This window comes from Companilactobacillus mishanensis, assembly GCF_003946505.1.
GTDB lineage: Bacteria > Bacillota > Bacilli > Lactobacillales > Lactobacillaceae > Companilactobacillus > Companilactobacillus mishanensis.
Genome location: NZ_RHON01000004.1, coordinates 87,909 through 101,426 on the forward strand (window position 1 = coordinate 87,909; position 13,518 = coordinate 101,426).

Sequence of the window (13,518 nt, forward strand, 5' to 3'; positions counted from 1 at the left end):
CATAGAAATATATAAAAATAAGGTATTAGACATATATATAGAATGGACTTAATCTAATACTTGTAAATTAAGTGAACGAGAGGAATTTTAAATATGATTGAAAATAAGGTAGTAGTAATTACAGGGGCATCAAGTGGTATTGGTGCCGCAACAGCAATTCTTTTAGCTAAGAAGGGTGCCAAATTAGTATTGGGCGCACGTCGTGAAGATAAGTTGCAACAATTGGTCAATAGAATTGAGCAAGATGGCGGAGAAGCCGTCTATCAAGTAACTGATGTTGTTGATCCAGACGACAATAAGGCCTTAGTTGAAAAAGCTAAGAGTACTTTTGGCAAAGTAGATGTCATCTTCTTAAACGCGGGATTGATGCCAAATTCACCACTTTCAGAATTGAAGACAGACGAATGGAATCGTATGGTCGACGTTAATATCAAAGGTGTGCTAAATGGTATTGCCGCTGTATTGCCAACTTTTAAAGAACAAAAATCAGGTCACGTTATTGCAACTTCATCTGTTGCCGGCTTGAAAGCTTATCCTGGTGGAGCTGTATATGGTGCTACTAAGTGGGCAGTCAAAGACTTGATGGAAGTTCTCCGTATGGAATCCGCTCAGGAAAATTCACATATCAGAACAGCAACGATTTATCCTGCCGCTATCAAGACAGAATTATTGGACACTATCACCGATCCAGAATCAGCCAAAGGGATGGAACAAGTTTATAACCAATATGAAATCGGACCTGACCGTATTGCGAATGTTGTCGCATTTGCTATCGATCAGCCAGATGATACAAATGTTAACGAATTTACCGTTGGTCCCACAGACCAACCTTGGTAATGTGGAAATCTTATGACGAAAAATAATAATGAGGTTTGGACTTTGAAACAGCTAAAGGATTTTTCAACCGCAGATGATATGAGAATCTCACCGTTTTATAGCGATGGAAAAACATATGGAACACCAACGTGGATCTGGTCAGTTGTTGTGAATGATCAGTTGTACGTCAGAGCATGGAATGGTCAGAATTCTCGATGGTATCGTTCTGCTGTTCAACAAAGAGCTGGCAGAATGTATCTGGCTGGTAAGAATTTTGAAATCAGTTTTAGAGAGGTAGCTGATACAGAGCTAAATGATAAAGTCGATGCTGCATATCGTAAGAAATATGCTGGGAGTGCTTATTTAGATTCGATGGTCCAAGCAAGACCTAAAAGTTCGACATTAAATATTATCCCAAGATAAATTTAAACTTGCCAACTGTCTTAAAAACGTTGAGGTAAACATCCATGCAGACTGTTATAACAGGGATATTTGATGAGCACTTACTCAGTAAACAATTGATTTCTCAAATGAGATAAGTACCTACAGACATTACTTTTGAATATAATTTCAGCATTCGGATAAATGCAAGTATACTAAGCATACATAATTGAAGGCGGGGTATTCTTTTGATGAAGAAGTATATGTTGGAGATTTTTGTGGGTCATGGAGGGGAATGCATAGTATATTTTCATGATGTTTCGAGTGTTGTAATTGAAGACGCAAGCTTAAGTATTAATCAAATAGTCAATGATCTGGACCAATTTTACAGACTTGTTTTTGAAAAAGAGCAAATAATAATTTTAGGAAATAATGGAAGTAAAATAATAATTAATTCGAATAGTTACTATTCCGTTGGAGCCATTGTTGAAGAGGACGCAACACGTTCCGTAATTTATAGGAATCGGAAAAAAGAGCAGCAAGAAAGCAATTCATTGATTTTTCAAACTTATCAAGATTAATCACTTAACATAAATTGGAGTTCCATCAATCGTTTCTCGTCCATGAGAGCGACATTGAATCGGAACTCTTTTTTTGTGAATAAATTTAAATAAATAATTCTTCTTTTGCGTAATTAAAATATATAGAAGCAAAAGGATGGTAGTAAAGTGATGGTAGTAAAGTGATGTTAATTGGTAGCAACATGATATATACTTGCCGTGAGGTGATTAAAATGACAAGTAAATCTGATAAAGTTCAAGTTTCTTTTAGAATTGATAAGGATGATAAAGAAAAGGTTATGGAGATATACAATAATCTTGGAATGAGTCTTTCAACAGCGTTCAATGTATTTGTGAAACGCAGTATCCTCGAAGGAGGATTTCCGTTTGAAACAAGAGATCCGTTTTATAGCAAGAAAAATATGAACGAACTTGCCAAGAGAATAGCCCAAGCAAAAAACAATCCAGGAGAGGTTCATCAGCTCCTGGATGACTAATATGCAATGGATAAAAATAGAAAATTAACGTTTATTGATCAGGCATGGAATGAATATGTGTATTGGCAATCCGAAGATAAAAGGACACTTAAAAGAATAAACAATTTGATCAAGTCAATTAAGCGTGACGGATATAACGAAGGTATTGGTGAACCCGAATTACTCAAATATGAGGATAATTCTACGTGGTCCAGACGAATTGATAAATATAACAGATTGGTGTATTTAGTTACTGATTCACATATTAGTATTATTCAATGCAAAGGTCATTATTAATTACGCAACCTAAATTGGAGTTCCATCAATCGTTTCTCATCCATGCGAGCAACATTGAATCGGAACTCTTTTTTTGTTGCCCCATAAACTGTTCCGGGTTTGACTAGAATTTTTTCATCGAGTAATTTATTGAATATATCTGGATCATCTTGAGTTATCCACAAGTAGAATCCACCGTCTGGGACTGTGAATTTCCAGTTGGGACGGTATTTATGAAAGATTTCGGCCACAGCTTCACGTCTTGCCTGTAGTTTCTTAGTTAATTGAATCAATCCGAGTGAAAACTCTGAACTTGTCAAAGCTGAATTGACCATCTCTTGAGCCAACATGCTTGGTACCATGTCGAGTTGTTTTTGGACTTGTAATAGTCGTTGTCCGATTGCTTGTGGGGCGATGATCCAGCCTATTCTTGTACTTGAACCCAACAATTTTGAAAGTGAACTGATATAAATCACATTTTCTGGAGCTAGTGATTTCAAGGTTGGCGTGGAACTTTGGTCATTTATTAACCAGCCAAAAACGTCATCCTCAACGATTGCTACTTGGTATTTTTGGCAAATCTCTAGGACTTGTTGACGTTGGTTTAGAGTCAGGGTCTCGCCAGTTGGATTTTGGAAAGTCGGATTCAAAATAAGTAATTTTATCCGATGTTTTAGAATGACTTCTTCTAAGCGTTTCAGGTCGAATTGACTGTGGATAAGTGGAACTCCGTAAGTATTTATCCCCAGGGTTTGGAAAACGGCGGTGGAATTAAAATATGACGGATTCGTAAAGGCGATTGAATCCCCCGCACTCAACAAACTGCTCAATACCAACAAGAGCGATTGTTCAGCACCGCCGGCAATCATGACAGTTTGCTTATTCAAATCAATTTTCTGCTGGATTTCTTGTTGACGGGTCAATGTATTGATCAAGTCCAGATATCCGGTTGATGAAGCATGCTTTTGATCCTTTAAATAGGCTTGCCAATCCAATTTGAAAGTACCCAGATTAGGAATCAATTCTGCTGGCAATTCGTTTGCCGCGCCGTCGATGATATTTTGTGGGTCGAGTATCCGTGCTTGATTCAATTCTTCTGTCGTTAGGTCGGGATTGGCGTTGGTGGATGACAGTAGTGCTTGCCAATTAATGTTTACAGATAAAGGTTTCAAATGAGGTAGCTCGGCAACGAAAGTTCCGCTACCTCTTTTTTTGACCAATAAATCTTGCGACGTCAGTTCGGCGATTGCACGGGTAACTGTTGAACGGTCAACATCCAGTAACCTTGCCAAATTACGTTCTGCGGGAAGTCGTTGTCCAGGAATGAGCTGATCAGTTTGGATCAAATGCTTGATCAATTGAATGATTGCTTGATATTTAGGTTTGATATTTGGTAGATCTGCTGACCAGTTGATCATGGCGGACGCCTCCTTGAATTAATTGTTAGTATACTAATTGGCTGGATTAAAAACAATCCAATTGGCTGTTGTATAGCTAACATTATCTAGGATAATAGAAGAAATTAGGAGGTGATCGTGTGGAAAATGTGTTAACAATTGCAGGCTCAGATAGTTTGGCCGGTGGTGGATTACAAGCTGATTTGAAGACATTTGAAGAATTTAATGTTTTCGGATTGAGTGTGATCACTAGTGTGGCAAATATTTTTCCAGATGACCTCAAAATCAATGTTCTCAGTCCCAAGTTGTTGCATGAACAATTAGATTCTGTTACGTCTCAGGTAAAAATAGCAGCGTGCAAAACTGGTCTATTAGGCTCTGTTGAGAATATTCAATTAGTTGCAGAAATTATCAATGAATGCCAGATTCCCGTGGTAGTTGATCCGGTTTTGGCGTTTAAAGAAGGTACCAGTGATAATGATCCAGATTATCTTGAAGCGATGAAGAATGACTTGTTACCACTTGCGACAATTACTACTCCTAACATTTCAGAAGCTGAACAATTGAGTGGTATCAGTATTTCCAGTAAAGAAGACATTCAATTGGCAGCTACTAAAATTCAACAATTGGGGGTTCTAAATGTCTTGATAAAAGATGGTCGAGAAACTGGTGACGACTACTTATTAACTGGAATTGAACAACATTGGATCTCAAGTGAAAAACTGATTTCAAACACTACAAACGGTGCAGGTTGCACACTTTCTGCAGCAATCACCGCCTTACTATCACAAAATAAAACAATTTTAGAATCGGTCACGATTGCGAAAAAATTTGTCCACGATGCAATTGAATTAGGGGTGCTGATCGACACAAATTCAGGAAGTGTTTGGCAAGGTGCCACACGGAAAAAGGGGAACCAAATATGAAACATAAAGACTTATTAAAACAACAAGTTTTGGCGGCAATAATAACAGCCTTAACAGTAGCGATGTCCATCCTAGTTGTCATTCCAGTACCGGCAACACATGGGCTGGTAACATTGTGTGAAGTAGGAATTTATACTAGTGCAATATTATTCGGAAATCCGGTCGGATTCATGGTCGGTGGAGCAAGTGGATTCTTGATCGACATCATTTCAGGATATCCAGTCTGGTGCTTATTCTCGTTGGCAATCCATGGCCTACAAGGATTCACCGTTGCTTTCTTATCTAAAAAACATAAATCAGGAATCATTAATTTATTAATACCGCTATTAGCAGGAAGCGTAATAATGGTAGTCGGATATTACCTATCCACAAGTTTGTTATTCGGCTGGCCAGCAGGATTAGCGTCGATTCCAGGAAACTTATTACAAGTTGGATTTGGAATTGTCGTAACAATATTAGTAGTCGGGAGTTTAAGGAAAATCAAGCCTAACTGGGCTCAGGGGTAAGGAAATATGACTTTTGAAAATTTGGAAAAAGATTTATCAAAAATAACTGAAGAAGTGTTGGAAGCCGCAAATTTGCGTCCAAATGATGTATTCATTTTAGGATGTTCAACTAGTGAGGTAGTTGGCGGCCATATCGGCAAAGATTCCAATCCGGAGATAGGGCAAGGAATCATTAAGACACTGCTTTCAGAATTAAAACCACGAGAAATAAATTTGGCAGTTCAAGGCTGTGAACATATCAACCGGAGTGTTGTTGTAGAAAGAAAAGTTGCCGAAGAAAAGGGTTTCGAAATAGTTTCAGTAGTACCAGCAATGCATGCTGGGGGAGCCTGTTCAGTTGCAGCTTTTGAACAATTCGAGGATCCGGTAGAAGTTGAACATATCGTAGCTCAAGCTGGGATCGATATTGGCGATACATCTATCGGAATGCATGTAAAATTTGTTCAAGTTCCGGTACGACCTAGTCAAAAGGAATTGGGTGGTGCTCATGTGACGGCATTGAGATCACGCCCTAAGTATGTCGGTGGTCCAAGAGCTAATTACGAACCAATCGAACGTAAGAACTATGTAAAAGAATAGTTGAAAAGGGACTTCATACTTATTTTTTGTATGAAGTCCCTTTTTTTGATAAATATGCCGTCTTCAGAGCTGAGAAATATTTCCTGGCTGTGCGGTACGGTTCGAGCCTTGGTCTCGAACCTCGGTTTTAAGCCTTACCACGGTTCGGTAAGTCTTCAAACTCGCCCGGTGGTGTAAGAGCTAAAGCTCAACGCCACTTTCACTGCCAGAATATTTCTCAGCTCTTACGACTGGTTTGGAATAAATTTTGAAATTAGATTTAATCTATGTAAAATTTGGAATATTTACATAGATTAGACAACTAGTACATATTTTGTTGAGCGTCCTCCACCTAACTTGTGTATTTTCCCACTAGTCGTCAGATCGGCTAGTCCATGTTCAATTGATGATTGGCCATATTGGGGGATAGTCGCCATAATATCTCTTTTTGACATTGGTTTAAGTTCGTTTTGAAGTGAATCTATTATTAGCATAGTTACAGATTTCGGTTTGTTAATAGTTGATTCAAGATGAGAATCTAGTTCTCGATAGGCTTGAAGAACAATACTTAGAAAAAAGTCTATAAATGGTCCATAGTCGTTTTTATTGTTATTCCACCCATCAGAACTTAATTTCAACGCTTGATAATATTGACTCTTTATTTTTTCAATCAAGCTTTCCAAGCTGATATAACGCCCAACTCCATAGTTAGATTGATACAGTACAAGTAGTGTTAGTAACCGTGACATTCGGCCATTTCCGTCCCTAAATGGATGAATAGAAACGAAATCAAAGACAAAGGCCCCATTGAGGATAAGTGAAGGAAATTTGTCGAGTTGTTTTGCTTTGTTGAATTCACTACATAAGTCGTCAATCAAATTGGGAGTTAAAAATGCTGCTGGTGGATCGAATCTGATTTCTTCTGATCCGTCTTTAAAGGTTGTAACAATTTGATTATTTATGTCTTTAAATTTTCCACCCCAGTTACTGGCGGTAAAACTAAACAGATGCTTATGCAAAGTTAAAATGGTTCCTGAAGAAATAGGAATGTAAGCATATTGTTGATGAATCAAGTCCAGGACATCACGATATCCAGAAATTTCCTCTTCACTACGATTACGAGGCATTGTTTTCTTGGCCATAATTTGTTTAAGACGAGTGTCTGAAGTATGAATACCTTCAATACCGTTTGATGCATCAGTACTCTGAATTTTTGCGACTTCAACAAGGCGTTCTAAAACAGAATCGTGCGACTGAAGATCAGAAGCCTCAATTTTTCCACGGATTTCGGAAATTTGAATAATTTTCTGAGTCATTTCCGGAGTAATAATCAAGTCATTGAGAGAATCGTAGTCAAATTTTTTCATAGTAAAAATCTCCTAATCTATGTAATTATAACAGTATTTACATAGATTAGGAGAATGTATGAGTTGAATTAATGTTGTTTGTCATAATCTTCAAGGATCTTCAATGCACCAGCATGTTTAAACAGTGATAACCTCAAACCTTTTAAAAATTGTTTCTCTTCAGCATTATGTTTATGATTATCGTCTGCAGAAAAATCGCTTTTTTTTATTAAGCTCGTTTATCATAATTACACCTTCAATTACTGACGTGTGGTGATATTGAAATTTGCGAATATAGTATTCTACTTAAGATCTTAATACTAAAATGACTAAAGTAGAATCGGTTGTTATTTCAAAAAATACCAATATTAAAACAGACTTACCTGATTAGTTTTCATAATTATATAGACAATTTAGTTCGTAGGTCAGGCTCGCCGGGGGTGCAGCAGCGTAGTGAACGTATGTCGCCTTCGGCGCATGCGCAACAGTTTAGAATGTTGGCTACGCCAACGAACGCTAAGGAAGCCACACCTCCGCCGAGCCTGACCGTAGAACGGCAGTGAACCCCACACCACAAACCAAAAAGGACACTCACAATTGTGAGTGTCCTTTCGTTTTTAATTTTTAAACTTAGCTGCAGTTGCATCATCACAATACAAGAAATGCCCAGGCAAAACTTCTTGCAATGTCTGATTATCAGTAAAGTGCTTAGAATGGTCAAAATCAATACGCTTACGAGTTTTCTCAACTTCAGGGTCAGGAACCGGGATAGCTGATAATAAACTCTGTGTGTAAGCGTGAAGGGGATGACTGTAGATTTCATCAGCATCTGCCAACTCAACAATTTTACCGTGATACATAACAGCGATTCTATCACTGATATATTTAACCATCGACAAATCATGGGCGATAAACATATAGGTTAAACCTTGTTGTTTTTGAATATCTTGCAACAAGTTAACAACTTGAGCTTGGATAGAAACGTCTAAGGCTGAAATTGGCTCATCAGCGATGATAAATTGTGGATCAACTGCCAAGGCTCTGGCAATACCGATACGTTGACGTTGTCCACCAGAGAACTCATATGGGTAACGTGTCATATGCTCAGGATTCAAATGGACCATACCAAGTAGTTCCTTAATACGTTTCTCACGCTCGTCGTCATTTTTAACAAGACCGTGAATGTCCAATCCTTCAGCAATAATATCCTTAACTTTCATTCTAGGATTCAATGAAGCGTAAGGATCTTGGAAAATCATCTGCATGTCTCGACGAAATTGTTTCATCTTAGGACTGCGATTTTTGAGCTTGCTGATATCTTGTCCTTTGAACAAAATTTGTCCACTTGTTGGATTATATAAACGGATGATACTGCGTCCAGTGGTACTTTTACCTGAACCAGATTCACCAACTAATCCAAAAGTTTCGCCAGGATAGATATCAAAAGTCACGTCATCAACGGCTTTTACTTCGTTAGGTTTACCAATGTTGAAATATTGTTTGAGATGTTTGACTTGTACAATAGGTGTCTTTTCGTCTGCCATTATTTAACACTGCCCCCTGACTTTAAAGCTTGAAATTTTTCGAAACGTTTTTGGATCGATTCTGGTGGTGTAACTTTTGGTGCATCTGGATGCAATAACCAAGTGGCTGCATAATGCGTCTTCGAAACTTTGAAGAAAGGTGGTTGCTCTTCTTCGTCAATTTCCATCGCATATGAGTTTCTTGGTGCAAAGGCATCTCCCTTTGGTGGGTTCAACAAGTTAGGTGGTGTACCAGGGATCGAGTTCAAATGATCTTGTTCGCTGGTGTCCAGAGTAGGCATTGAATCAAGCAAACCCCATGTATATGGATGTTGAGGGTTGTAGAAAATCTCATCAACAGTTCCATATTCTACGAATTTACCAGCGTACATTACGGCCACACGGTCGGCAATACCAGCAACGACACCAAGGTCATGGGTTATGAAGATGATCGAGGTACCGATTTTTTCTTGTAATTCTTTAAGTAGATCAATGATTTGAGCTTGAACTGTAACGTCCAAAGCTGTTGTTGGTTCATCTGCAATTAGAATTTCTGGATAATCCACGATTGCAATGGCGATAACGATACGTTGACGTTGTCCACCAGAGAATTGGTGAGGATAATCTTTCATTCTAGCCTTTGGGTTAGGAATACCAACTAGTCTGAGCACTTCTTCTGCACGGTCCATAGCTTCTTTTTTAGAAACCTTATGATGGATCAAAAGTGGTTCAGCAACTTGCTTACCAATAGGCATAGTTGGGTCAAGCGAAGTCATAGGGTCTTGGAAGATCATAGCAATTTTGTCGCCACGGATCGCATCCATTTCCTTATCGGATTTTTGTAGAAGGTCGTCACCGTGGTACAAGATTTGACCTTCTGGAATATCTGAGTTTTTAGCTAACAATTGTAAAATTGAACGGACTGTGATGGATTTACCGGATCCAGATTCACCAACTATCGCTAACGTTTCACCACTGTTTAGATGAAAGTCAACGCCACGAATAGCTTGGACAGTACCGTTATAGGTTGCAAAGTTAACATGTAAATTTTTTACATCTAGTATTTTTTCCATAACTATTCTCCTTAGTCTGATGATTGTGGATCAAAGGCATCACGTAAGCCGTCACCTAGCAGGTTGGTAGCAATCATGATGATACTCAAAACGATTGCTGGTGCCCACATTTGGTAAGGCAAGAATCTGAAGGCTTTTTGACCGTCAGAAAGCAATGTACCTAATGATGCGTTTGGTGCGGGAATACCAATTCCGATGAAACTCAAGAATGCTTCAAAGAAGATAGCATTAGGAATGGTAAACATTGTTTGAATAATAATTGTTGATGATAGGTTAGGAATCAAATGCTTTGTAGCAATTTTGGTTGATGATTCGCCTAACGTTCTAGCTGCCAAAATATATTCTTGCTCTTTCAGCTGGAACGTCTGGGCACGGATCAGTCTGGCCATCGTGACCCAATCGGTCAAGGCAATCGCAATAACAATTGAAGCTAGACCGGGCTTTAAGATGATCATCATTAAGATAACAACAATCAAGTTAGGGATGGAAGAAATGATTTCGATAATACGCTGTAAGACGATATCAGTCCTTCCACCTTTCCAACCAGAGATTATTCCGTATGGAAGTCCGATGATCAAATCGACTAAGGTCGCCAGAATGGCAACGATAAGTGACAATCTAGTTCCGTAAATTATTCTAGAAAGCAAATCACGGCCAAGATAATCAGTACCTAATAAGTAAGTAGTTCCTTTAGGTGCGCCGACCTCTTTATAGGCGTTAACAACTTTACCGCCACGTTTTTGCATACCATTGAATCCGGGAATGTTAGCTTCACCGATCTTAGGTGGCAAGTTAGCGTACTCAACTTTTTGTTCGTTAGGGTTGTGAGGTGCCACGATTGGAGCGAAGACAGAGATAAGAACAATGATACTAAGTAAAACCATGCAGACGGTCGCAACTTTGTTAGAAAGCAGACGACGACGTACATCTTGCAAATATGTTAGTGAAGGTGTGCCAATCTTTTCTTGTTCTTGATTGTCATCTTCATGGATCATTTTAAATTTTTCTTTTGGTATTTGCGGAGTTTGCTCCATTATTCTTTACCTCCATTTCCTAGTCTGATTCGTGGATCAATGAATCCGTACAAGATATCAACAATCAAGATAACCAAGATCAATAGGAATGAATAGAAAATCGTAAGTCCCATGATAGTTGGATAATCATTAGTTGTGATCGATTTGACGAATTGTTCACCGATACCAGGAATTGAGAAAATATTTTCAACGACCATTGATCCGGTCATAACTGAGACTGCCATTGGTCCAATAATAGTAACAACGGGGATCAATGAGTTTCTCAAAGCATGTTTAGTAACAACTTGCCAACTTGAATTACCTTTGGATTTCGCTAATTCAATGTAATCACTACTCATAACATCGACCATTTCGGTTCGCATGAAACGGGCAACGTTACCAAGCGGTAGAGCTGCCAGAGCTAAGGTAGGCAAGACACTTGATTGGAAGTTATCCCAAAGGGCAACTGGATAAATGTGCCATTTGAAGGCTAGGTAAAATTGAAGTAAAACGGCTAGGACGAAAGAAGGAATCGATAATCCTAGAATTGAAATAAATGTAGCGAGTGTATCGACCCAAGTGTTTTTACGGATAGCAGCGAAGGCACCTAAAAGGATACCTAAAACAGTTCCGACAATCATAGCTTGAGCACCAATTTGCATTGATGGAGCAAGTCTTTGGCCGATCAATTGAGTAACAGGTTCGTTGTTAAATTGGAAAGATGTACCCAAGTTTCCTTGGAACAATCCACCCATATAACGAAGATATTGGATAAGTACTGGTTGATCCAATCCATATTGTGCTTTAACGATGGCTAATTGTTCATGTGAAAGACGATTCTGGTTAGTAAATGGAGTACCAGGAAGTAATTTCATCAAGAAGAATGTTATCGAAGCAATTATGAATAGGGTCAAGAACAAGTAAAGAATTCTTTTGAGAATATATTTAGTCATGTTTTTCTCCCCAACTCCCTAATTAATTTTTGTAAGCTGTGACTAAGTTATACATACCGTTTGGTGAAACTCGGTAGTTTTGAACGTTCTTTTTAGTTAAGTTTGCTTGATAGTATTGATACAACATAACGACACCTTGGTCTTCAGTCAGAATCTTGGTAGCTTTAAGCATGTCGTCCCAACGTTTTTCTTTATTGTTGGCATCAGTTGTAGCACTACGTTTGACTAGGTCATCGAATTCCTTGTTTGAATATTTACCATCATTTTGTGCATTACCAGTAGTAAATATTTGTAGGAATGTATATGGATCAGGGTAGTCAGCGTTCCAAGCAGTAACGACCATTTGGAAATCACCGGATTCTGATTTCTGTAGACGAGACTTGAATGGAAGGTTACTCAAACTTAATTTCAAACCAGGTAAGTTTTTCTCCATCTGACCTTGGATGAACTCGTTTTGTTTCTTAGAAGTATCAGTATCATCACCGATCAAATTGAAGCTGAGGTTCTTTTGACCAGTTTCTTTGATACCTTTCTTCCATAACTTAGCAGCCATCTTAGGGTTGTAAGAACTGTATTTCTCAACAGACTTGATTGGTTTTTCACTCGTGAAGTCTTTTCCAGTTTCAGGATTGTATGACATGCCTGAAGGAATTACAGAAGCGGTGAAACCACCAGTATTACCAAGAACATTTTCGTCTAATTGTTTACGGTCGATCGACATACCGATAGCACGACGAATATTCTTATTTCTGAAGAAAGCATATTTCTCCATGTTCATTTCAATGTAGAAAGTTGATGAGAATTTATCATTGGTAAATGTCTTATAAGTAGACACTTGACGAGCAGTATCTCCACCGATTTTTTCAAGACGGTTGATTCTGTTTGAATCATAAAGGTTCAATTGAGTATTAGGATCTTTGGCTACATAGTATTGAACTTTGTGTAATTTAACTTTTTTAGCATTCCAGAACTTATCGTTCTTAACTTCAGTCCAACTATTGTCAGAAACGTGCCAATTGATAAGTTTGAAAGGTCCATTGAAGACCATTCCTTTGCTGTTTAGGCCATATTCTTTGCCAGCTTTTTCCACTGAAGGTTTGTACAATGGGAAAAATGTAGCATTTGCCAATAATTGGTTGAAATAAGGAATCGGATCATCAAGTGTAACTTGCAAAGTATATTTGCCTAATGCTTTGACACCAAGAGAATCGACTGGCTTTTTACCAGAACTGATGTCATCAGCGTTTTTCACACCTGAAAAAATATAAGCATATTGAGATGCTGTTTTTGGGTCGACCGTGCGACGCCAAGAATAAACGAAATCGCTGGCTGTCACTGGTTTACCATTTGACCATTTAGTATGTCGCAGTTGATAGGTATAGGTTTTACCGTTGTTAGTAGGTTCAACCAACTTTTTGGCAACAGCTGGTTGAAGAGTTTTACCGTCGAAACGATAAAGACCATCCATTGTATTTGTTAAAGCCTGTCCACCAATGACGTCGGTATTGAGTGATGTATCCATCGAAGCAATAACGTCAGATGAACTGATAGCCAAGGTATCTTTACTGTCCTTTTCGACAGACGAACCACAGCCAGTAAGTAGCAACATAATACCAAATAAAGGTATAAGTCCCCATAAATACTTCTTAGTTTTCATACTTTCCTCCCTGTAACGTACGTATGCAACATATATTAGAATACTCTATTCAAAATT

Annotated in this window: 15 protein-coding genes; 8 read left to right on the forward strand and 7 right to left on the reverse strand. The window is 38.4% G+C overall.

Annotated elements, in window-relative coordinates:
* The first annotated feature begins 93 nt into the window (after positions 1-93).
* The 5 genes from EKM63_RS05815 (at position 94) to EKM63_RS05835 (ending at position 2,530) form a co-directional block, all read left to right on the forward strand.
* Complete coding sequence (locus EKM63_RS05815; RefSeq protein WP_125704657.1) at positions 94-837, forward strand: SDR family oxidoreductase; 744 nt, start codon at positions 94-96, stop codon at positions 835-837.
* Between the two features lie 12 nt (positions 838-849).
* A complete protein-coding gene (locus EKM63_RS05820; protein ID WP_125704659.1) occupies positions 850-1,239 on the forward strand; it encodes a DUF2255 family protein in 390 nt (129 codons plus the stop codon).
* Between the two features lie 206 nt (positions 1,240-1,445).
* Positions 1,446-1,778 (forward strand): hypothetical protein, encoded by a 333-nt coding sequence (locus tag EKM63_RS05825; protein ID WP_125704661.1) that lies wholly within the window; start codon positions 1,446-1,448, stop codon positions 1,776-1,778.
* A 212-nt stretch (positions 1,779-1,990) separates the two neighbouring features.
* Positions 1,991-2,254 carry a type II toxin-antitoxin system RelB/DinJ family antitoxin gene (locus tag EKM63_RS05830; RefSeq protein ID WP_164504913.1) on the forward strand — a complete coding sequence of 88 codons (264 nt, stop codon included), beginning with the start codon at positions 1,991-1,993 and terminating at the stop codon, positions 2,252-2,254.
* Positions 2,255-2,260: 6 nt separating this feature from the next.
* Positions 2,261-2,530 carry a Txe/YoeB family addiction module toxin gene (locus EKM63_RS05835; RefSeq protein WP_125704665.1) on the forward strand — a complete coding sequence of 90 codons (270 nt, stop codon included), beginning with the start codon at positions 2,261-2,263 and terminating at the stop codon, positions 2,528-2,530.
* On the opposite strand, the gene EKM63_RS05840 is transcribed toward EKM63_RS05835, so the two are convergent.
* Positions 2,527-3,927 carry an aminotransferase-like domain-containing protein gene (locus EKM63_RS05840; protein ID WP_125704667.1) on the reverse strand — a complete coding sequence of 467 codons (1,401 nt, stop codon included), beginning with the start codon at positions 3,925-3,927 and terminating at the stop codon, positions 2,527-2,529. The genes EKM63_RS05835 and EKM63_RS05840 overlap by 4 nt on opposite strands.
* A 119-nt stretch (positions 3,928-4,046) precedes the next feature.
* Here EKM63_RS05840 and thiD point away from each other — a divergent pair, with 119 nt between their 5' ends.
* From thiD to EKM63_RS05855, 3 genes are read left to right on the forward strand one after another with little or no spacing between them, the layout of a single operon-like run.
* Entirely contained in the window at positions 4,047-4,832 is a 786-nt protein-coding gene (thiD, locus tag EKM63_RS05845) for a bifunctional hydroxymethylpyrimidine kinase/phosphomethylpyrimidine kinase (protein ID WP_125704669.1), read from the forward strand.
* Positions 4,829-5,338: an ECF transporter S component gene (locus EKM63_RS05850; protein ID WP_125704671.1), complete on the forward strand. Its 510-nt coding sequence runs from the start codon at positions 4,829-4,831 to the stop codon at positions 5,336-5,338. Before thiD ends, EKM63_RS05850 begins: the two co-directional genes overlap by 4 nt.
* Before the next feature lie 6 nt (positions 5,339-5,344).
* On the forward strand, positions 5,345-5,917 hold the full coding sequence (locus EKM63_RS05855; RefSeq protein WP_125704673.1) for a TIGR01440 family protein: 573 nt from the start codon (positions 5,345-5,347) through the stop codon (positions 5,915-5,917).
* A gap of 293 nt (positions 5,918-6,210) precedes the next feature.
* On the opposite strand, the gene EKM63_RS05860 is transcribed toward EKM63_RS05855, so the two are convergent.
* From EKM63_RS05860 to EKM63_RS05885, 6 genes are all read right to left on the reverse strand, one after another.
* Complete coding sequence (locus tag EKM63_RS05860; RefSeq protein ID WP_125704675.1) at positions 6,211-7,263, reverse strand: Fic family protein; 1,053 nt, start codon at positions 7,261-7,263, stop codon at positions 6,211-6,213.
* A 596-nt stretch (positions 7,264-7,859) separates the two neighbouring features.
* Positions 7,860-8,786 carry an ABC transporter ATP-binding protein gene (locus EKM63_RS05865; protein WP_125704677.1) on the reverse strand — a complete coding sequence of 309 codons (927 nt, stop codon included), beginning with the start codon at positions 8,784-8,786 and terminating at the stop codon, positions 7,860-7,862.
* Entirely contained in the window at positions 8,786-9,838 is a 1,053-nt protein-coding gene (locus EKM63_RS05870) for an ABC transporter ATP-binding protein (protein ID WP_125704679.1), read from the reverse strand. The genes EKM63_RS05865 and EKM63_RS05870 overlap by 1 nt, the downstream gene beginning before the upstream one ends.
* Positions 9,839-9,849: 11 nt before the next feature.
* Complete coding sequence (locus tag EKM63_RS05875; RefSeq protein WP_125704680.1) at positions 9,850-10,872, reverse strand: ABC transporter permease; 1,023 nt, start codon at positions 10,870-10,872, stop codon at positions 9,850-9,852.
* Positions 10,872-11,804, reverse strand: a complete 933-nt coding sequence (gene opp3b / locus EKM63_RS05880) for an oligopeptide ABC transporter permease (protein ID WP_125704682.1) — start codon at positions 11,802-11,804, stop codon at positions 10,872-10,874. Before opp3b ends, EKM63_RS05875 begins: the two co-directional genes overlap by 1 nt.
* 22 nt (positions 11,805-11,826) lie before the next feature.
* Positions 11,827-13,461 carry a peptide ABC transporter substrate-binding protein gene (locus tag EKM63_RS05885; protein WP_125704684.1) on the reverse strand — a complete coding sequence of 545 codons (1,635 nt, stop codon included), beginning with the start codon at positions 13,459-13,461 and terminating at the stop codon, positions 11,827-11,829.
* Between the last annotated feature and the right edge of the window lie 57 nt (positions 13,462-13,518).